The organism is Streptomyces sp. SAS_272 (assembly GCF_052543235.1).
The window spans coordinates 21,490-41,806 of record NZ_JBMNDR010000061.1 but is presented as its reverse complement, the minus strand read 5'-3'; the positions used below and the strand labels follow the sequence as shown (position 1 = coordinate 41,806).

Here is a 20,317-nt window from a genome sequence, read left to right as displayed (position 1 = left end):
CGCTTCCTGTTTCCGTGATTCCCTCAAAAGCGCGAGGCCGGGGCAGACGGGGACGTCACATCTCAGGAGCGGCCCGCTCGACGAGCGCTGCCAGGTCCAGGCTGTGCGGCAACGTGCCGAAGGCCGCGCCCGCGTCCCCTCCCAACCGGGAGGCGCAGAACGCGTCCGCCACGGCGGGCGGCGCGAACCGCACCAGCAGCGACCCCTGCAGCACCAGGGCGAATCGCTCAGCCAACCGCCGGGCCCGCCCCTCGACCCCGTCCAGATCGGCCAGGTCCGTCAACAGATCCCTGATCGCGCCGTCCAGCCGATGGTCGGCCCCCCGGGCCCGGCCCACCTCGTGCAGGTAGGCGTTCAACGCCTGCGGCTCCCGCTGCAGCGCTCGCAACACGTCCAGCGCCTGGACGTTGCCCGCGCCCTCCCAGATCGAGTTCAGCGGCGACTCCCGCACCAGCCGGGGCATCCCCGACTCCTCTACGTAACCGTTTCCACCAAGGCATTCCGACGCCTCCACCGCCACCGGAGCGCAGCGCTTGGTCACCCAGTACTTGGCTGCCGGAACAGCGATCCGAAGAAACGCACGCTCCTGCTCGCTCCCGTCGTCGCAGGCCGCCGCGAGCCGCAGCGCGAGCGTGGTCGCGGCCTCCGACTCCAGCGCCAGATCCGCCAGCACATTGCGCATCAACGGCTTGTCCACGAGCTTCCCGCCGAACGCCGCACGATGGGAACAGTGGTGGACCGCCTGCGCCACCGCCTGCCGCATCAGCCCCGCCGACCCCAGCACACAGTCCAGCCGGGTGGCCGCCACCATGCCGATGATGGTCCGCACCCCGCGCCCCTCCTCGCCGACCCGGCGCGCCCACGTCCCCTCGAACTCGACCTCGGCGGAGGCATTGGACCGGTTGCCCAGCTTGTCCTTCAGCCGCTGGAGGCGAAAAACGTTCCGGGAACCGTCTTCGAGAACGCGCGGAACGAGGAAACACGTCAGCCCGTCGTCGTCCCCGCCGGGGGCCGTCCGCGCCAGCACCAGGAAACCGTCCGACATCGGCGCCGAACAGAACCACTTGTGCCCGGTCAGCTCGTACGCTCCTGCCTCGTCGAGGGGAGTGGCCTGCGTCGTGATCGCCCGGACGTCGCTGCCGCCCTGCTTCTCCGTCATCCCCATGCCGAACAACGCACCGGCCTTCAACCCGGCCGGCCGCAGCGCGCGGTCGTACGTCGTGGACGTCAGCCGGGGCTCCCACTCGGCGGCCAGCCCCGGATCGGTGCGCAGCGCGGGCACCGCCGCGTGCGTCATCGACAGCGGGCAGCAGTTGCCCGCATCGACCTGCGTCCATACGAGGAACCCCGCCGCCCGCCGCACATGCCCGCCCGGACGCCCCCAGGCACCGGTCAGCCCGGCCCCCACACCCTTGCCGAGCAGCCGATGCCACGCCGGGTGGAAGTCGACCTCGTCGATCCGGCGCCCGTGCCGGTCATACGTGCGAAGTGTCGGAGGATGGGCGTCCGCCTGCGCCGCCCACTCCTGCACCTGCGCGGACCCCGCCGCCCGCCCGAGTGCCGACAACTCGCCGCGCACCTCGTCGAGCAGCCCCGGATCCAGGTGCCGCTCCACGGCCGCCACCAGCGCCTGGTCTGCGCCGTAGACGTCGTATCCGGTCAGGGGCGGGGGCTGGTTGGTCACCGTGTGCGTGCTGCCTGCCATGGCCCGAACCTACCCCCGGGTACCGCGGTCATGACCGTCAGCGGCCCGCGCGCCGCTCCCCGACCCGGTGAAGAGGCCTTGCCGGGGGTGAGTGCAGCCCCGAACGGCGGATACCTTTAGGACGTGCAGCCAGCAAGTCAGTCACCCGAGCAACCCGGGAGCCCCGCAGGGCGTCTCCACCGGGCGCGTGCCCTATACCGGAACGTCTCCAAGCGGCGGACCGCCTGGCTGCTGTTGAAGGACACCGTCAACTCCTGCATCGAGTACCGCATCCTCGGTCTTGCTGCGGAAGCCGCTTTCTTCACGTTGCTCTCGGTGCCTCCGCTGCTTCTCAGCCTCATCGGTCTTCTCGGCTACGTCGACGACTGGACCGGCACCGACACCATCACCAGCCTGGAGGCCAACCTCCTCGACGCCTCCCGCACGGTCCTGTCGGACAAGGGCGTACGGCAGATCGCGCAGCCGATCCTCGACGACGTGATGACGGGCGGCCGCCCCGACGTCATCTCCATCGGCTTCCTCTTCGCGCTGTGGTCCGGCTCGCGCGCGGTGAACGTCTTCATCGACACCATCACCGTCATGTACGGCCTCGACGGCGTCCGCGGCATCGTCAAGACCCGGCTGGTCGCCTTCCTGCTGTTCGTCGGAGCCCTGCTGATCGGCTCCGTCGCGCTGCCGCTGATGGTCGCGGGACCGGACGCCGTGGTCCGCATCGTCCCCTGGTCGACGACCGTCGTGCAGGTCCTGTACTGGCCGGTCGTGATCGTCCTGTCCATCGCGTTCCTGACCACGCTCTACCACGTCTCCGTGCCCGTCCGGTCGCCGTGGATCGAGGACGTCCCCGGTGCCCTCGTCGCCCTCGCCATGTGGGTGCTCGGCAGTTTCCTGCTGCGCATCTATCTGACGAGCACCATCGAGGGCGCCACCATCTACGGCTCCCTCGCCGCCGCGGTCGCCGTCCTGCTGTGGATCGGCGTGTCCGCGTTCGCGGTACTCGTGGGCGCCGCCGTCAACGCCGCCATCGACCGGGTCTGGCCGGCCGCCGCGACCGCAGCCGCCCGCGCAGCGAACGAGCGGCTGCGCCAGGAGGAGGCCGCGGAGTACGTCGCCCGGATGGCCGCGGCCCGCTCCTTCGAGGACGACGACCCGGACGATCCAGACATGCCCTCCGAGTTCCCCGAGCGCTGGTCCCGCTTCCTTCCCCCGGAAGACGTGACGGGACGCTTCCGGAGCCACGTGAAGAGTGCCGCGAAGGGAAACGGGGTGAACGGGGTGAACGGCGCTAGCAGGGGAAACGACGGCAACGACGCGGACTGTGTGAGCGGCGGAAACGGCGTGAACACCGGAAACAGCGTGAACGCCGGAAACAACATGACCCTCGGAAACAGCGGAAACAGCGGGAGTGCGGGGGACAGCAATATCCGCGGCAACGACGGAAACAGCGGAGTCACGGGAACCGGCGGAATCGCTGAGGAACAGCCACCCGGCAGGTGACACCAGGGAAACGGTGACACCAGGGAAACGGTGACACCAGGAGAAAGGCGTTACGGCTTCCACGCGCCTGTTTTCTGCCGCCTCCCCCGCGAACCCCGCGAACTCCGTGAAGTCCCGCGGCTCGCGGCTGAGCACCTCCCGGCCGCCCGCCGAGAGGCAGGCGTTGCGTCCGTCCAGCAGCGACTCGAACAGCTCCACCAGAAACGCCGTTTCCTCCGGCGGGACCCCGAAACCGGCCAGGCGTTCGCCGTACTGACGCGCGGACACCGGCGTGTACCTGAGCTCGTGTCCAGCCGCGCCCTACCTCCGCAACGGCTTCCCGGAACGTCAGCAGCCGCGGCCCGGACACGTCCGGTGTTCGCCGCACGTACCGGTCGCCTTCCGTAAGCGCCTTCCCCACCACATCCGCGACGCCCCGCAGGTCGGGTAAGGGCTCCTGGACCTCCCCGCCCGGGAACACCAGCTCCCCGCTGTCCCGCAGTCCTTTCACCAGTGGCCCTCACTGACGTTCTGTGCTAACCACGCAGCCCACACGACCGTCCAGTCCGCGCCCGACGTCCGCAGTGCCGGCTCTGATCCCCCCGGGCGGACAGCGCGCCTGCCCCGACGGACGCCTCCAGCGGCGAAGGCCGGTGCGTCCCGGGCAGCCATGGCCCGTCGCTTCACCGACCTGGTCGGCGAATCCCCCGATGACCTACCTCGCAGGCTGGCGCCTCGCCTTCGCCACCGGCCGACTGCGCGACAGCGAGGACACCGTCGGTGCGATCGCCCGCCAGATCGGTTACGGAAGCGCGTTCTCCTTGTCCAGTGCCTTCAAGCGGGTGTACGGCGTCAGCCCCCAGGAACACCGGACCAGGACGGTTCAGGGACAGGCGGCAGAGGGAGGCGCGGGGAGGCGCGGTCGGGGGACGACGACGAAGCCGACCCTTTCCGCGGCGTAGGCTGGCGAGCGTGTACGAGGAGCGGGCCTCCCGGCTGGCCGGGGCGGTGGTGTGGACCAACACGCCGTCGGCCTCGACCGCGGCGTTTCCCGTGTTGCCCGACGGCTGCATGGACCTGCTGTACAGCGAGGGCAGGCTGCTGGTCGCCGGCCCTGACACCCGGGCGCACGTACCCGACGGTCCGCCGGTGCCCTGGTCCGGCATCCGCTTCTTTCCGGGTGCCGCGCCTGCCCTCCTCGGTGTACCGGCTCACGAACTGCGCGACCGGCGGGTGGAGTTGGCAGACCTGTGGCCGGCGCCCGAGGTGCGGCGACTGACCGCCCGGATCACCACCGCGGTCCGACCGGCGGCGGCGCTCGAGTCGCTGGCCCTGGAACGAGCGGCTCCCCCCGACCCGGAACTGCGCCGTCTCGTCACCGTCCTCGCCGCGGGTCGCGCGGTGGCCGCGACCGCCGACGAACTCGGCATCGGAGCGCGCCAGTTGCACCGTCGTTCGCTCGTCGCCTTCGGCTATGGACCCAAGACCCTGGCCCGGATCCTGCGTCTGCAACGTGCTCTCACGCTGGCCCGCGACGGCACGCCCTTCGCGGAGACGGCGGCCCGCACCGGGTACGCCGACCAAGCCCATCTGGCCCGGGAGGTGCGGGAGCTCACGGGCTGCACGCTGGGAGACCTGCTCCTGCACCGGCGGCCACCTGGAGCATCGCCGCAGATCGGCACTGCCCACCCGGTGTATCGGGCACGGTCGCCCGAACCGCTGGGCGACCCCTCCGATCGAGCACATGGGTCCGGCGGGACGGACCTGATGCGCGGCAGGACGGGCCCTGATCCGGCGGGGGACGAGCCCTGATCCGGCGGGACGGGCCTGGTACGGCGGGTGTGGCGGGCCGGCAGACGTGGGTCCGGTGGGCAGACAGGCGGGTGCTCTGCGATCGGCCCTCCGGGACCGGTGAGCCCCGGCGTGGCGGCGCGATCGAGAGTCCGGGCCTACGGCTCCAGCGGAGCGAAGAGGTCGACGCCGTTGCCGTCAGGGTCGTGCAGGACGGCATACCGCTGGCCCCAAAAGGCGTCCCAGGGCTCCAGCTCGCCAGGGTGACCGGCGACCACCAGTTCCTCGTACACCGTGTCGACCTCCTCCGGTGTGTCACAGCGCAGCGCGAGCGAGGCCCGGTTGCCGCCTGAGGGTGCTCGCCACTTCGGATGGAACGAACGGACCGTGCTCTCTGTGTCCAGCAGCAGCCGCAGCCCACCCGCCAGTTCGGCCTCGGCGTGCGGCTGCCCTTCCGAGCCTTCGGGGAAGACGAACCCCAGCCGGCGGTAGAAGGTGACGGAGGCGGCCATGTCGGAGACGACCAGGCCGATGGCATCGAATCGTGGACTTATGAGGCCACGGTAGGCAAGGTCGCCGCAAGCGGTCTTGAAAGAAACGGACACGACACAGCGGGCCGGTCAGAACAGGAACACCACAATGGGCACGTCAGGCCGGACACGTTTCCGAAGGAAACGCCAGGACGATACGTTCGGCCGAGTGGACTGGGCCAAAAAGCGCGGGGTCAGGAAACACCCTTGCGCAACAACGCGAGGAGGCGGTCCATGTCCTCGCGCAGCACTGAGCTCCGCAGCCCGTCGGCCCACAGGAGTCCACCTCGCAGCTGTGCCAGGACTCGGGGTCCGGTAGGCCTCGGCCGCGTGGCCGAGAGCGGTGTAGAGAACCCGTCTCCGGCCCTGTCCACGGCACCACGCCAGCGGATGGTCGGCGCCCATGCCGCCGCCCTCGGTCGGGCGCCGAGTTTCCAGTGACGTTTCTTCGGTGAACCGCTTGCGCCATCGGGGTGAGTGAGGACGGCACGGAGGCCAGCGTTCGGGCCCGGCGCGGACATCCTCTTGTTTCGGAAATCTGTTCCGGAACGCCTTGCGGAGGTTGTTCCGGAAAGGGGATGTCAGGAGGAGCCGTACGTTGACTCACGGGACCAAGCTGCGGGACCGGATCGCCGGTCCGGGAACGACTCCGCTGATCGGCGTGTACGACATGTACTCGGCGTCGATCGCGGCGCAGCACTACGACGGGATGTTCGTCTCCGGGTTCGGCTTCGCGGCCTCGTACTACGGGCTGCCGGACATCGGTTTCATCGCCTGGCCGGACATGATGGCCTTCGTACAACGGTTGCGGGGTGCGTTTCCGACGCACCATCTGCTCGTCGACATCGACGACGGTTACGTCGACCCGGAGGTCGCCTGTCACGTGGTGGAGGGTCTGGAACGGATCGGAGCGTCGGGGGTCATCCTGGAGGACCAGAAAAGGCCACGCCGGTGCGGTCACGCCGACGGCAAGCAGGTACTGCCGTTGCGCGAGTACCTCGCCAAGCTGGAGATGGTGCTGGCGACCCGTCAGGACCTCGTGGTGGTCGCCCGCACCGATGCCACAGACGAGGACGACATCCTCCACCGGGCTGCGTCCTTGGCCGCAACGGACGCGGACGTGGTCCTGGTCGACGGTGTCCGCAGTGTGGAGTGGATCCGCAGGATCCGCGCCGTGGTCGGAGACAAACCGCTGCTGTTCAACCAGATCGCCGGCGGCAAGTCGCCGAGGCTCTCCTTGGGCGAGCTGGCCGACCTCGGTGTGAACGTCGCCATCTACAGCACTCCGTGCCTGTTCGCGGCCCATGAGGCCGTGCACTCCGCCCTCGCCGAACTGAGGAGGACGGATGGCCGACTGCCGAAGTCGGACACCGTGGACGGCGTGGGCGTGGCGACCGCCACCCGCTTGCTGGAGGGCAACATCGCCCGTCGCCGCCACGCCTCGGGAGAGGCGGTGCGCAGCCGGGAATCGGCGAGGACGATGGCCGACCTGAGGGATGAGGTGAACGCGGGGGTCTGATGACGGCGCCCGGAAAGGACATCGGGCCGACCGACCCGCAGCTGCAGTTGACGGTGCCCGTGTGGGTGCCAACGTGCTGGGTGGGGAACGCGAGGCCGGGGTCGGGGTGAGGACGGGAACAGCGCGGACCGGGCGGGCGTCAGGCTGGGAGCAGCAGGCCGGGCGGGCTGGTCCGTCAGCCCGGTGGCGGCGCCGTACTCGCCCTTGGGACGAGTCGCGTCGACAGTTCCGTCCGAGTTCCCTCCGGGTGCTCTCCGTCCATCATCCGCACCAGCAACCGCAGGGCCGTCGCCGCCATTTCCCCCAGTGGCTGTCGAACGGTGGTGAGGGCGGGGGTCGTCCAGCGGGACTCCGGCAGGTCGTCGAAACCGACCACGCTGACGTCGCAGGGAACTCGCAGCCCCCGTTCGGTCAAAGCCTGGTACACCCCGAGAGCCATGCGGTCGGAACAGACGAAGACGGCGGTCGGCGGCATGGGCAGGGCCAGCAGTTCATCCATGCGGCGGCGGGCGACGGACTCGTCGAAGTCGCCGTGGTGAAGGTACTCGGAGCGGTAGGCGATCCCGGCCGACGCCAACGCCGAGCGGTAGCCGGCGACTCTGGCGCTGCTGCACATCCTGCGGCGCGGTCCGGCGATCACGGCGATGCGCTCATGTCCGAGTTCCAGCAGGTGTTGGGTCGCATTCACCCCGCCCTGCCAGTTCGCCGCGCCGACCGAGACCACCTCGGGCGGCGGCTCGACCACCGGGTCGATCATCACGAACGGGATGCGGTGCTGCTCCAGCCAGGCGTACTGAGATGCCGTCAACTCAGCCAGGTTGAACAGGACTCCGGCGGAACCTCTGGCAGTCAGCTTGTCGAGCCAGCCGCGCTGTGGACGGCCGGCGCGGGTGCGGGACAGTGCTGCCGAGACGACGACGTCCAGGTCCGCGTCGTACGCCGCCTCCTCCACACCGTGCAGCACCGCGCCCGACCATGAGCTGTCCAAGGAGTGCACGACGAGATCGATCAGCCTGGTCGGCTTCGTCGCGTCGAAGCGCGGTCTGCGCACGTAGCCGAGTCGGTCCAGCGCTTCGGTGACCCGACGTCGGGTCTCGGGAGCGACGTCCTCTCTGCCGTTCACCACCTTGGACGCGGTCGGCACCGACACCCCCGCCTCACGGGCCACGACCGCAAGCGTCGGCCCGCCCGGCACGCCAGGACTCGTGCCCGCACCCGCCGTGCGCACCATCGGGAACCACCTCTCCGGCCCGCCCGAGGGCCAGCGAAAGTTCGAGCAGTGCTGTTTCGGAGCCGATCCCGAAACAGATCACTCACAGAAAGCGCTTGCTATACTAGGTGTGGCTCAGCACGGCGTGAAGAGACCGGGGAATGCGAGATCATTCCGGGCGCCCTGTCCGGGCCGTCGGGCGGTGAGCATCTATGCTTCGGGAACGCTGGAGTGCGGAAGGCTCGAAGCGCGATGATGCGGGTGACGAGCGGTGCCGACGCACGGCGTCGCTACGGTTTCAGCGACCGCGTTTCGGCGGCCGCACCGAGTCCCGTACGACGACGTGGGCGCCCAGTACCAGGTGTTCGACGTCCCCGCCCTTGCGCCGGGCGGACGCTCCGGCCCCCTCCCGCCGATCGGCCACCGCGCGCAGGGCGACCCGGCCCATCTCCTCGTACGGCACGTGCACCGTGGTGAGTCGGGGCGTGAGCCGGGAGGCCAGGGGGATGTCGTCATAGCCCGTGATCGACACATCGTCCGGCACCCGCAGCCCGGCCGCCCGTACCGCTTGCATGGCGCCTGCGGCGACGATGTCGGTACCGGCGAGCACGGCGGTGAAGTCCCGATTCTCGCGCAGGGCAGCCTCCACCGCTGCGTATCCGTGCTCGTCGTCGTACGGGCCGTGCCGCACCAGCCTCGGGTCGAACGGCGCACCGTAGGCCTCGAAAGCCCGCTGCGCCCCCTTCAACCTGTCCTGCGCGGTGGTCAGTCCGGCGGGGCCCGGCAGGACCAGGACGCGCCTGTGACCGGCCGACAGCAGGTGACTGGCCATGGCGTAGGCGCCGGACTCGTTGTCGTAGTCGACCGTCGTCGCCAGCGCGTCTCTCTCCAGCGGCGGCCTGCCGACCAGGACCAGATGCGAGCCGGCTGCGTCCAGGGACCGTGCGAAGCGGGCCATGCGCAACTGGTACGCGTCGTAGTCGTAGGCGCCGCCGAGCAGGATCACCGCCGCGACCCCCTGCTGGCGCATCAAGTTGACCAGGGCGAGCTCGCGTTCGGGATCGTCGCCCGTCGTGCCGACGAGCGAGAGCCAGCCACGCAGGGCGGCCGCGCCTTCGACCCCCTTCGCGACATGGGCGAACGCCGCGCCGGTGATGTTGTTCATGAGTATCGCCACCGTCGGAGTTCCGCCCCCGGCCAGCGACCTGGCATGCGCGTTGGTGACGTAGTCCAGATCGCCGACCACCTGCATCACACGGCTGCGGATGTCGTTCGAGACCGGGTAGTTGCCGGATAGGACCCGGGAAACGCTTGCTACGGACACTCCCGCTCGATGTGCAACGTCCCTTATCGTCACCCGGCCCGGTTTCCCGGTGGTCCTGCTCTGACTCATGTTGCCGCTCCTTACCGTCGTGGGCGCCATGGCGCACGCCGTGGAGGCCTTGGTCGCGGAGACCTCTGTGGCCCCGTCACCGGACGGCTGGGGTACCCGGCCCCCGGTGGGTGCGGGAACCGTATCCCGGTTGTACCTCCAGGTGGACGGGCCTGTGGATAACCTCGTCGACTCCCGGCGACGCCGTTCACGAACAGGAGACAGACCGGCTGTCAGGCCACCCTGGCCAGGTCTGCACGGCGCACCTCATGGGCGAGCGGAAGCCCTTCCACCAGGCGTTCCAGCTCCTCGACGACGATGCGGCCGAGTCGCCCCAGCTCGTTACCGAGCGAGCCGGCGATATGCGGCGTGAGAAACACGTTCGGCAATCGGTACAGCGGGGAGTCGGCGGGCAGCGGCTCGGGTTCGGTCACGTCCAGGACCGCGTAAAGGCGCCCCGTGACCAGTTCGTCGGTGAGGGCGGCATGGTCGATCAGGGCGCCCCTCGCCGTGTTGATCAGTACACCGTCGTCGCGGATCAGGGCGAGCCGGTCGCGGTCGAGCATGTGCCGGGTCTCCGGAATGTCGGGCGCGTGCAGGCTGACGATGTCGCTGCGTCGCAGCAGTTCTTCCAGAGAGAGCAACTGCGCGCCGAGTTCGGCGGCCTCGGCCGCGTTCACGTAGGGGTCGTGCAGGAGAAGGTCGAAGTCGTACGGGCGGAGAAGTTCCAGCAGGCGACGTCCCACACGGGAGGCGCCGATGACGCCGACGCGGCGGCCGAGGTTCCCGGTGGCAGCGGTTTCAGCGTGCGTCGGGTGGGCTTGGGTGCGGCGGAAGCGCTCACGGTGGACAAAGGCGTCCTTGCCGGCGAGCAGGATCATCGCGAGGGTGTACTCGGCGACCGGGACGGCGTTTCCGGTGACCGCGCTGGACACCGTCACCCCCTGGCCCCACAGGGCCTCGCCGACCACTGAGCGGACCGAGCCCGCGGCGTGCAGGACGGTACGCAACCGGGGGGTGCCGGCGAGCGCGCCCGCATCGAGGCGGGGGCACCCCCAGCCGGTGATCAGGACGTCCGCTTCGGCCAGCACGGATGCGGCGGCGGGATCGCTGAAGTCCCGCACGATCAGCCCGGGGTCGATGTCGGCCGTCCGCTGCAGCCGGGCCAGGAGCGGTGCCGGGAACAGGAGAGGGACGTGCACCGGATCCATGGCGAACACGGCCCTGGGCAGCTGCGTGCTGGGCATGACTCTCCTGAAGTGCTTGAGAAACGCTGATGAAAGCGTTTTCTACCGTAGATCTGGCGTTGAGCCGCAGTCAATCGGTGTCAGGTAGCGCACCGGGTTGGAACATTGCGGGCTTTTCCTGTGAACTGGTCATCACGAGGGATGATCATCGGCAATCGGGAGTCGGTACCGGCTGTTGCGTGGCCGGGAGGAATCCGGGTTTCGGCGGCTCGGGTGGACTTGGCGCAGTAACCGGTTCCTGCCTGTTGCTGGAGTGCTCTGCGCGTCGCTCGTCCGGCTCGCGGACCCCGACCTTTCCCGGAAACACCTTTCGTTGTCGTGCCGCTCAGATGCGCTCTCTCCTGCAGGCCCCGCCCGGAGAAAGGCGGCCCTGCAGGGGGTGCACGGCCGGATGCCAGAGGCTGGGGCCGGCTCCGCCGGCACCCTGACGTACGCCGAACGGCTCTCCCACCGGCTCGTGCGCCGGAATACCAGGCGCGGTTGTGGTGCTCTGGTCATACCGGTGCGAGCGCGGCGAAGGGCTGGTGAGCAGATGGCGGCAGACCGGACGCACCCTGCGGGCGATGCCGGGGCAGGACCTCATCCCGTCCACGCCTCCGGTCACGACGACTGTCCCCTCGTCAGCACCCCTTACGGGGCCGTACGCGGTAGGTACGAGCACGGAGTCGCCGTATTCCGGGGGATCCCCTACGCGGCACCACCGTTCGGCGTCCGCCGGTTCAGGCCGCCGACGCCGCCCGAACCGTGGAACGGCGTGCGCGACGCCGGGTCCTTCGGCCCGACGCCGCCGAAACCGCCGTACTCCGACGCCTTCGCCAAGTATCTGTCCGACCCCGTCGTGCCGGGCGACGACTGCCTCAACCTCAACGTCTGGACGCCCGAGCCCGGCCCCGGCGCAAGGCTGCCCGTCATCGTATGGCTGCACGGCGGTGCCCTGACCAGGGGTACTTCGGCGACTCCGGTCTATGACGGGCGCCGTTTCGCACGTGAAGGAACCGTTTTCGTATCGATCAACTACCGGCTGGGGGTGGAAGGCTACGGGCTCTTCCCTGACGCCCCCGCCAACCTCGGGCTCCGTGACCAACTCGCCGCGCTGGAATGGGTACACCGCTCGATCCGGGCTTTCGGCGGCGACCCCGACAGGGTCACCCTGGCAGGACAGTCCGCCGGAGCCATCAGCGTCGGCGCACTGATCGCGGCCCCGCAGACACAAGGCCTGTTCCGGCGGGCCGTCCTGCAGAGCGGACCGCCGGAGGCGCTCGAGCGGGACAAGGTCCGTCGTATGGTGCGGCGCATGGCCGCCCGGCTGAAGATCCCCGCCACTGCGGAGGCCTTCGCCGCCGTGGACCGGGACCTGCTGCTGCGCACCCAGGCCGAGGTCGGCAGGCTCAGCAGCCCGGTCCTCGGAGGTCCAGCCTTCGGCATCGTCGTCGACGGCGATCTCGTCCCGAGTGACCCTCTGTCGGCACTCGTGGACGGGGACGTCGCCGTCGGCGTCGACCTGCTGATGGGCTGGACGCGCGACGAGTACCGGCTCTGGCTGGTGCCCGGCGGACTCCTCGAGCGCGTCGACAGGCTCGGCGCCGTCGCTCTCGCCGGTGCGATGGCCCGCTGCCACTGCGGGCCCGAGGTGCCGCGCGGTTACCGCGCCCTGCACCCCGAGGCCGGCCCTGCGGAGTTGGTCGGTCAGATGGTCACCGACAGCCTGCTGCGGCTTCCCCTGCGACGCCTGGCCGACGCCCGCCCCGGGACGTCGTACGTGTACGAGTTCGCCTGGCCCTCGCGCCGGCCCGGCCTCGGCGCCTGCCACGCCCTCGAACTGGGCTTCGTCTTCGACACCGGCGAGACACCGGAGTCCGCGAAACTCGCCGGGGACGGGGCCCCCAGGAACTCGCCGACGCGATGCACGGGGCGTGGACGCGCTTCGCGGCGACCGGAGATCCCGGGTGGGAGGCGTGGAACGCGGCCCATCCGGTGCGGATCTTCGGGGAGACCGACGGCGACCGTGGGCGAGTGGAGCACGACCGGCTGCTGTCCCGGGCGGACGCGAAGCCGCCCGGGACCGACGGCTGGGCGTACACCGCACACGGTGTACGCGACCGTGAGCTGTCGCTGTGGGTGACGCCGCCCCTGCAGACCACCCTTCCCGAGGAGCCGGACCACGGGACGCCCGCGTCGGACCCGGCGCCGGCCGGATTCTCCGCACGCGGCACAGAGCTGAGGTCGGCCGTGCGCCGACTGCGCCGGGCCACCGGGAGGACACGGGAACGCTGACGGCAGAGAAGGTAAAAAAAGGGGGGAGGGGAGGAGCGGGAGGGCGGGGAAGTCGGCGGTGGGCACCGTGGTGGCGGACCGCCGGGCGACGTCGCCGCTTCCGGAGGCCTCACCGGGCAGAGGCCGTGCCACCGCCCGGTGACCGTGTGCTGCGTGCGGTCAGGCGGCCCGTCCCTCGACGACACTGTGGTGAGGGGGCCGGCTGCAGCCCACGGGCGGGCGGAACGTCGTCGTAACCGGTCAGCGAAACATCGCTATGGAACGTCCGGGCCCACGTTGTGCACGGCCGCCGGAGTGCCGGGTTGCTGGGCACCGGCGAGCGCGGGCGACCATGTCCCGAATCGTGCTGCGCACGGTTTCTGTAGTTTCCTCGACTTCCCGACCCCTGCCCCCGCCTGCCTCGGAAACCCGGCAGCACCGTCCTCCCGAGCGCAGGCCGGCGCCCCGCAGGGGGTACCGCCAGGAGGGCTAAGCGGAGGCCAGTGTCCGGGCGATGGAGGCGACCGCCTCCGGGCCCACCCGGCAGCAGCCTCCGATCAGCCGGGCCCCGGACTGCTGCCAGGCCAGGACCTGCTCGGGGGCGAAGGTGGAGTGTCCGACCCAGGCGCGTGCCGTGGCGTCCCAGGCCTCGCCGCTGTTGGGATACACGACGACCGGCTTACCCGTCACGCGTGCCGCTGTCGCAACGGCGGCGTCGACGTCCCCGGGGACGCAGCAGTTCACACCGACCGCGATCACCTCGTCCACGTCGGCGGCCGCCGCGAACGCCTCCTCCAACGGCTGCCCGGCCCGCGTACGGTCACCGTCGATGGAGTACGACAGCCAGGCGGGCACGCCGAGCCCGCGCACTCCGCGCAACAGCGCCTCGGCCTCGTCGGCGTCGGGAACCGTTTCGAGAGCGAGTACGTCAGGCCCCGCGGCGGCCAGCACCTCCAGGCGCGGCCGGTGGAAACGTTCCAGGTCCGCGACGCTCAGTCCGTAACGGCCTCGGTACTCGGAACCGTCCGCGAGCATCGCGCCGTACGGTCCGACCGAAGCGGCCACCCACAGCGGGTGCGCGACTCCTTGGGCCCGGGCCCTCCGAGCCGCGTCTCGGGCCAGTTCCACGCTCAGCGTGAGTAGTCGGGCCGCTTCCTCGTGGTCGATCCCGCGTTTGGCGAAGCCCTCGAACGTGGCCTGGTAACTGGAGGTGATCGCCACGTTGGCGCCCGCCGCGAAGTACGCGAGGTGCGCCTCGGTGATCGCCTCGGGGTGCTCCGCCAGGAGCCGCGCCGACCACAGTTCGTCGCTGAGGTCGTGCCCGGCGGACTCCAGTTGGTTCGACATGCCGCCGTCGAGGACGACGGTGCCGGCGGCGAGCGCGGTGGCGAGGGCGGTCTCCGCGTGAGGAGCGGGGGTGTCGCTGGTCATGTCACGACGCTAGTCGAAGAGCCGGCGGAAGGCCCGACGGGTCCAGCCCGTGAACAGATCGCCCCCGTCACCGCCCGAGGGCCGAGCGCCTGCCGCCTCGACGGCGTCCTCTGCCTCGTGTGCGCTTGGTAGCCGGGAACAACAGCGCGCCGAGCAGGCCTGCTGCCAGCACGTACGGCCACCAGCCGAACGCGCCGCCCTCGGCGGAGCTGGTACCGCGTGTGTCGGCCGTCACGGCTCCCGACGAGGCCCGGCCGTGCGCACTCGCCGAGGCGCTCTTGGCCGTCGCGACCAGGACGACGTCGTTTCCGTCTCCGCCCTTGTAACTGATCCGGTAAACGGTTTCGCCGAGTTTCACCTCGGCTCCCTCGCGCAGCTCGTCGAACGTTCCCGTGGTCGGTCCGTTGCCGGTGTGCTCCAGGACTCGGATCTCACGGGGAGGCGTTGCACGGGGTGCGGCGGACGACGGCCGGGTGTCGCCGCCGATCTGTGGGGAAGCGCCTTCGGCGGCGTTCGCCTCGGCGGCTGCTCCCGCGGCCGACAGGTCGAGTCCGCCCTGCAGACTCACCTTGCCACCGGCCTTCAACGGGTTTCCCGTGAGGACCAGTTGGCCCTTGTCGGTCTGCGTGTAGCCGGCGGTGACGGTCAGCCCGCCGGTGACGACGCCCTCGTTCGTCACGGCCCCCTTCACGGTGCCCGTGCCGCTGAGGGCGCTCGTCACCCTAAGCGGCGAGCCGCCGGTGTCCAGACGCGCCGCGGCCGACGTCAGCCGCACCGCCCTGCTGTTGGCGAGGCTTGCCCCGCTCTCGAGCGCGAGCGTTCCCTGCCTGATCGTCGTCGTCCCCGTGTACGTCACCGCGGGGCCCGTGAGGGTCGTCGTCGCGGGCCCTGACTGGATGAGTGAGCCGCTGCCACCGATCCGGGACAGCGAGATCGCCTTCTTCGCGTTGCGCACGACGAGCGTGCCGTCGTTCACGATGCGACGCCGGTCCGTGCCGGTGAGCAGCGAGCCGTCCCCCTGTGCCGACCCCAGTCGCAGGACCGCGCCCTTCTGCACGGTCGTCGAACCGTCGTAGTGCTGGTCGGCGGCGAACGTGACGTCGTTTCCCTTCGTTCCCGCGATGACGACGTCACCGGCGCCGGGCGAAGCCAGTGTGTCGTGGTACTTGCCACCGCCGATCGGCGCGCCGAGAGTGACCGGCCCGTCGTAGTCGAACGTCAGCAGGGACCGCCGTCCGCTGGCCTCGTGCATGTTGATGTACACGGTGTCCTTGGTCCCCGGCATGAAGATCTTGTGCGTGGTGCCGTCGCCCCACTGCACGTTCGCGCCCTCGATGTTGGTGCCGCGCTTGTTCAACTGGTGAGCCACGGGACGCCAGTTGATGTCCGGGTCGCTGAGCGAGGGGTCCGTGTCGCCGCCCTGGTCGCTGTAGCTGTACTGCCCGGTGAGGACGACCTTGCTGCCGGGCCGTGTATGGACGTTGACGTCGCTGCCGTACGCCCGCTGGTAGAAGTCCTGACGCAGGGTGATCGTCTGGTTCAGTGGGGTGTCGATGATCCAGGAGCCCTGGTTGACGATCGCTCGGGCGTCGGGCAGCGAGACCGGGAACTCGGGGCGGCCGACCGCGACGCCCGTACCGTTGTCGATGACCCCGGAGAAGGGGTGGGTGCCCGCCAGATCGAGCGTGCCCCACATGTTCCGGGGCTGGGTGACCAGACCCGACCCGCTGATCGTGCCGATGTTGAACGTTCGGGTCAACGAAAGCCGGAGCGTGCCGTCCACCCGAACGTTGAGCTCGTTGAGCCGATAGCCGGGCGTGGCGTAGGGGAAATGCCCGATCAGCCCTGCGCCCTTGCCCGTCCCGTACTGCAGGGTCGCCCCGCGCGCGATGGTGATCGCCGGCGGATCGGGGTTGCTGACCGTGGTGTACGGGTGGTTTCCGCCCTGGGTGCGCACTGTCTGCCTACGGCGGGACGCCGGCAGGGTGAAGTCGCTGTCTTTGGTCAGGACGAGTGTTCCGTCACCTCGTACGGTGAGCGTCCCCTGGCCGCGGAAAGCGCCGTCGTAAGTCGTTGTCCCGGGAGGCACGGTGACCACTGTGTCGCCGACGAGGTTGACGTCCCGGTTGGCGAGGACGTCGGCGGTGACGTCCCGGGGGCCGGCGGCCACGGCGGGGGGAGCGGTGACCAGGAGGGCTGCGGTCGTCGCCAGGACGCCGAGGGCCGCTGCTGAGGTGGGGAAAGGGCTGCGCACACATCGGAGACGCATGGGCCCGACGCCGATAACACAAATTCTCCCCTCGGACCGTACGGAGGCCCCTTCCGCTGCGGCAAGCCCCGTGCCCCACGGGGCAACGTTCCGGAAAGGGCTTTCTGGCAAGTCACGTCAGACCCGTTGACCTGCTCGTAACACGCCCTTACCTTTTCGGCGTTCGCCATTCCACATCTTGTTCGCAGTTCCGAACGTTCCTCTGCCGTCGAGCGGTGCTGCGTGTCCCGCAATCCCGTTCTCCCCCCACCGCGCCACCCGCAGAACCTGCGGCGCATCCGGTTCCCGGTCCCGCGCCGGACAGGGGCGGCGCCCCAGTGTTCGGCGTTCCGGTCGCCGCCACCATGAAAGAGAGCCCGTGAGATGAGACGTGCGTACGCGACCCTGCTCGCCCTCTGTCTGGCCCTGATCGGCGCTCTCGCCTCGGCGGGTCCGGCCCAGGCGGCACCTGTGTCGATCGCCAACGGCACGCAGTTCAAGGACACCTCGGGCAATCCGCTGCATGCTCACGGCGGCGGGGTCCTCAAAGTCGGCTCGTACTACTACTGGTTCGGCGAGGACCGCAACGCCGACAACACGTTCCGGTACGTGGACGCCTACCGTTCCACCGACCTGAAGAACTGGGAGTTCCGCAACCACGTGCTGACCCAGTCGAGCGCGTCCGAGCTGGCCACCGCCAACATCGAACGGCCGAAGGTCGTCTACAACGCCTCCACCGGCAAGTTCGTGATGTGGATGCACAAGGAGAACGGGACGGACTACAGCGAGGCGCGTGCCGCCGTCGCCGTGTCCGACACCGTCGACGGCGACTACGCCTGGCAGGGCAGCTTCCGGCCGCTCGACCAGCACATGTCGCGCGACATCACGGTCTTCGTGGACAGCGACGGCGCCGGGTACATGGTCTCGGCGGCGCGCGAGAACTACGACCTGCAGATCTACCGGCTCACCGCCGACTACACCGGTATCGCAAGCCTTGTCGCCGACCCCTGGCACAACGGCCACCGCGAGGCGCCGGCGCTCTTCAAGCGCAACGGCGTCTACTTCATGCTCACCTCGGGCGCCACCGGCTGGAACCCCAACCAGCAGCAGTACGCGACGGCCACCTCCCTCGCCGGCCCCTGGACGGCCATGGCGAACGTCGGCGATGCGACGACGTACGGCTCGCAGACCGCGTACGTCCTCCCTGTCCAGGGGAGCTCGGGTACCTCCTACCTGTATCTGGGCGACCGGTGGGGCGACTCCTTCGGCGGCACTGTCAACGACTCCCGCTACGTCTGGCTGCCGCTGGCCTTCCCCACGTCCACCTCGCTGTCGATGTCCTGGACCCCCGAGGTGACGGTCGACACCGTCACCGGGACGGTCACGGGCACGAGCGCCACCTACAACACGCTCATCGCCCGGCACAGCGGCAAGTGCGCGGACGTCACCAGCCAGTCGCTCTGGGCAGGAGCCCAGATCAAGCAGTACGACTGCAACGGCGGCAACAACCAGAAGTACTGGTTCAAGTCGGTCGGAAGCGGCTACTACCAGTTGGTCGTCCGCAGCAGCTCCCTGTGCGTGCGGGAGAATGCGGGCACGGTGAGCCAGGAGGACTGCAATGCCTCGGTCACCGCTCAGCAGTGGTCGCTGACGACCTCGGGCAGCTACGTGAACATCACCTCGCGCGCGAGCGGAAAGTGCCTGGACGTGAACGGCGCGTCCACCGCCAACTCCGCCGCGATCATCACGTACACGTGCAACGGCGGCACCAATCAGCAGTGGACGCGTGGTTCTTGATGCTGCATCACGCAAGCAGGTCGATCGCGTCGATCGATGTGCCCGCGCTCAGGTAGGAGGTCGTCCCGGACCCGCTCACCACGTTGATCTTCAGCACGTTGTACTGGCCGGTGTCCGTGAGCCAGGCACTCGCGGGGACGCTGTAGGTGAACGTGTGGTTGTTGCCCCGGTAGGACCCGTTCGTCAGGGACCGGGTGCTCGGCTGGGTGGGCGGGGACGGTACGGCGGAGGTCCAGGCGTCGTTCACGACGACCTGCGGCCGGCCGTTGGCATAGGCCGTCGTCACGCCGATGCGCAAGGTGTGCGCGGCGGCGGCCTGGGCGGCGGTCAGTTTGAAGTACACGAGCAGACCGCTGTTGACGTCCTTCCAGATGTAGCAGGGGAACGTCGAGGTCTCGCTGCCGCTGCCGATGACGACGTTGCCGGTCCACGCGGAGGCGCGAACGTCCGACGGGTGCGCGTACGTCATCAGGTCGGCGTTCTTGAAGCCGCCCGGTGTGCCGGTCCAGTCGTTGATCCGCCAGATCGCGCTCGCGTTGCTCGGATCGTTCGAGGACGCGATGGCGAACGAGTTCAGCGTGGTCGTCGTGCCGGCGGCCACCGTCACCTGCGTGGTGTACACGGCCAGCTCACTCTTGTGGACGGTGAGCGTGTACGTCCCGGGGAGCACCCCGGCGATCGAGAAGTAGCCGTCGGACGCTCGCGCCGAACCCCAGTACTGAGCGGAGGAGTTGGCCAGGCCGACGGTGTAGGCGTGGGTGCTGTTCCGCCCCGTGATGCCCACCCCCGCGACCCGGCCGCGGCCGCTCGCGCCGACGTACCCGGCGATGCCGAGCGAGTCCGCCCACGAGGTGTTCAGCGTTCCCGGGAACAGCGCGGGGGAGGGGGCGCCGCCGTCCGTGAAGGCGATCACGTACGGGCCCTGGAGGCCGAAGCGTTGCGCCTCCGTCTGGTTCTGACCGTAGTAGAGGATCTCGTACAGGCCGCCGCCGTCGGCGCTCTGATGGCGCAGGAGGGAACGGTAGAAAGGACCTCCGGAAGCCTTCTCGTGGTTGCTGCGCACGATCCACAGACCGACGCCGCCGGCGGTCCAGCCGATGTAGTCGTAGTCCATGACGCGCAGTCCGGAGTAGTGCTTGGAGCGGGTCTGGCCATTGGACTTCGCGAAGACGTCGGAGGCCTCGATCGTGCTGGTCGTGTACGTGTACGAGTCCGGCTCGTCGTTGAGGAACAGGCCTGCCTTGACCCGCACGATGTAACGGGTTGCCGAAACGGACGTGTCCGCCTTGTTGGTCCACAGGTAGATGTTGTTCTCGCCGCTGCGGGCCGCGTAGTAGTGCCGGAGCGTGCCGTGCGTGACGGAGATGAGAATCGTCGAGTCGGACCGCGCGATTGTCACGGTGGAGCTGCCGAGGCCCGACTCGATGTGCGAGTTCATGCCGCCGTAGCCCTGATACTCGGTGCCCCGGTAGACGAGCGAGGTCAGGTCGCCGGTGCTCTTGCTGACCTTGAAGACGAGTGCGGAACCGGTGTCGACGACGTAGTGCGCGCCGTCGTCGGTATAGCCGAAGGCCGCTGCTGCGGCCGGGACGGCGAGCGGCCCGGCGAGGGCGGCGGAGCCGGCGGCAGCAGCGGCGCCGAGGACGAAGGTACGGCGTCGGACCGGGTGATTCGGGGATCCGGACATGGGGGTGCCTCCTTCGGGAGGTGTGGGGGTGCGGGTGTCTGAGAGGGTGACAGT

At 69.7% G+C, this 20,317-nt stretch carries 10 protein-coding genes and 4 pseudogenes; 6 read left to right on the top strand and 8 right to left on the bottom strand.

The window, feature by feature from the left end; all coding sequences use genetic code 11:
* Nucleotides 1–55: 55 nt before the first annotated feature.
* Nucleotides 56–1,705, bottom strand: a complete 1,650-nt coding sequence (locus tag ACN6LD_RS29055) for an acyl-CoA dehydrogenase family protein (RefSeq protein ID WP_445044766.1) — start codon at nucleotides 1,703–1,705, stop codon at nucleotides 56–58.
* A 123-nt stretch (nucleotides 1,706–1,828) separates the two neighbouring features.
* On the opposite strand from ACN6LD_RS29055, the pseudogene ACN6LD_RS29050 reads away from it, so the two are divergent.
* The 3 pseudogenes from ACN6LD_RS29050 to ACN6LD_RS29040 all read left to right on the top strand — a co-directional run.
* Nucleotides 1,829–2,965 (top strand): annotated as a pseudogene (locus ACN6LD_RS29050) (YihY/virulence factor BrkB family protein); the annotation flags it as partial.
* Between the two features lie 784 nt (nucleotides 2,966–3,749).
* Nucleotides 3,750–4,140 (top strand): annotated as a pseudogene (locus ACN6LD_RS29045) (helix-turn-helix transcriptional regulator); the annotation flags it as partial.
* A gap of 10 nt (nucleotides 4,141–4,150) precedes the next feature.
* Nucleotides 4,151–4,819: pseudogene (locus tag ACN6LD_RS29040) on the top strand (helix-turn-helix domain-containing protein); the annotation flags it as partial.
* Nucleotides 4,820–5,127: 308 nt separating this feature from the next.
* Here ACN6LD_RS29040 and ACN6LD_RS29035 read toward each other — a convergent pair.
* Nucleotides 5,128–5,523, bottom strand: coding sequence for a VOC family protein (locus ACN6LD_RS29035; protein ID WP_445044773.1), 396 nt, complete (start codon nucleotides 5,521–5,523; stop codon nucleotides 5,128–5,130).
* A 574-nt stretch (nucleotides 5,524–6,097) separates the two neighbouring features.
* Between ACN6LD_RS29035 and ACN6LD_RS29030 the strand changes: the two genes are divergently transcribed.
* Entirely contained in the window at nucleotides 6,098–7,018 is a 921-nt protein-coding gene (locus ACN6LD_RS29030; protein WP_445044765.1) for an isocitrate lyase/PEP mutase family protein, read from the top strand.
* 175 nt (nucleotides 7,019–7,193) lie between these two features.
* Here the strand turns inward: ACN6LD_RS29030 and ACN6LD_RS29025 are convergent, their stop codons facing one another.
* The 3 genes from ACN6LD_RS29025 to ACN6LD_RS29015 all read right to left on the bottom strand — a co-directional run bounded on the left by ACN6LD_RS29025 (nucleotide 7,194) and on the right by ACN6LD_RS29015 (nucleotide 10,847).
* Nucleotides 7,194–8,249 (bottom strand): LacI family DNA-binding transcriptional regulator, encoded by a 1,056-nt coding sequence (locus ACN6LD_RS29025; RefSeq protein ID WP_445044764.1) that lies wholly within the window; start codon nucleotides 8,247–8,249, stop codon nucleotides 7,194–7,196.
* Between the two features lie 277 nt (nucleotides 8,250–8,526).
* A complete protein-coding gene (locus ACN6LD_RS29020) occupies nucleotides 8,527–9,621 on the bottom strand; it encodes a LacI family DNA-binding transcriptional regulator (RefSeq protein WP_445044763.1) in 1,095 nt (364 codons plus the stop codon).
* A gap of 212 nt (nucleotides 9,622–9,833) precedes the next feature.
* Nucleotides 9,834–10,847 carry a hydroxyacid dehydrogenase gene (locus tag ACN6LD_RS29015; RefSeq protein WP_445044762.1) on the bottom strand — a complete coding sequence of 338 codons (1,014 nt, stop codon included), beginning with the start codon at nucleotides 10,845–10,847 and terminating at the stop codon, nucleotides 9,834–9,836.
* Between the two features lie 532 nt (nucleotides 10,848–11,379).
* Between ACN6LD_RS29015 and ACN6LD_RS29010 the strand changes: the two are divergent.
* Nucleotides 11,380–13,121, top strand: a pseudogene (locus ACN6LD_RS29010) (carboxylesterase/lipase family protein).
* A 468-nt stretch (nucleotides 13,122–13,589) separates the two neighbouring features.
* Here ACN6LD_RS29010 and mmuM read toward each other — a convergent pair.
* Nucleotides 13,590–14,531 carry a homocysteine S-methyltransferase gene (mmuM, locus tag ACN6LD_RS29005; RefSeq protein ID WP_319192540.1) on the bottom strand — a complete coding sequence of 314 codons (942 nt, stop codon included), beginning with the start codon at nucleotides 14,529–14,531 and terminating at the stop codon, nucleotides 13,590–13,592.
* Between the two features lie 67 nt (nucleotides 14,532–14,598).
* The gene (locus tag ACN6LD_RS29000) at nucleotides 14,599–16,785 is read right to left on the bottom strand and encodes an autotransporter-associated beta strand repeat-containing protein (protein WP_445044761.1); all 2,187 of its coding nucleotides are present in this window, start codon (nucleotides 16,783–16,785) and stop codon (nucleotides 14,599–14,601) included.
* A gap of 378 nt (nucleotides 16,786–17,163) precedes the next feature.
* On the opposite strand from ACN6LD_RS29000, the gene ACN6LD_RS28995 reads away from it, so the two are divergent.
* Complete coding sequence (locus ACN6LD_RS28995) at nucleotides 17,164–18,576, top strand: RICIN domain-containing protein (protein WP_445044760.1); 1,413 nt, start codon at nucleotides 17,164–17,166, stop codon at nucleotides 18,574–18,576.
* Nucleotides 18,577–18,583: 7 nt separating this feature from the next.
* On the opposite strand, the gene ACN6LD_RS28990 is transcribed toward ACN6LD_RS28995, so the two are convergent.
* Nucleotides 18,584–20,263 carry a rhamnogalacturonan lyase B N-terminal domain-containing protein gene (locus ACN6LD_RS28990; protein WP_445044759.1) on the bottom strand — a complete coding sequence of 560 codons (1,680 nt, stop codon included), beginning with the start codon at nucleotides 20,261–20,263 and terminating at the stop codon, nucleotides 18,584–18,586.
* Nucleotides 20,264–20,317 lie beyond the last annotated feature (54 nt).

What these genes read in the sequence shown, in the direction of transcription:
- ACN6LD_RS28990 (WP_445044759.1), bottom strand. Translation starts at nt 20,263, where the DNA reads ATGTCCGGATCCCCGAATCACCCGGTCCGACGCCGTACCTTCGTCCTC.
- mmuM (WP_319192540.1), bottom strand. Translation starts at nt 14,531, where the DNA reads ATGACCAGCGACACCCCCGCTCCTCACGCGGAGACCGCCCTCGCCACC.
- ACN6LD_RS29020 (WP_445044763.1), bottom strand. Translation starts at nt 9,621, where the DNA reads ATGAGTCAGAGCAGGACCACCGGGAAACCGGGCCGGGTGACGATAAGG.
- ACN6LD_RS28995 (WP_445044760.1), top strand. Translation starts at nt 17,164, where the DNA reads ATGAGACGTGCGTACGCGACCCTGCTCGCCCTCTGTCTGGCCCTGATC.
- ACN6LD_RS29025 (WP_445044764.1), bottom strand. Translation starts at nt 8,249, where the DNA reads ATGGTGCGCACGGCGGGTGCGGGCACGAGTCCTGGCGTGCCGGGCGGG.
- ACN6LD_RS29055 (WP_445044766.1), bottom strand. Translation starts at nt 1,705, where the DNA reads ATGGCAGGCAGCACGCACACGGTGACCAACCAGCCCCCGCCCCTGACC.
- ACN6LD_RS29015 (WP_445044762.1), bottom strand. Translation starts at nt 10,847, where the DNA reads ATGCCCAGCACGCAGCTGCCCAGGGCCGTGTTCGCCATGGATCCGGTG.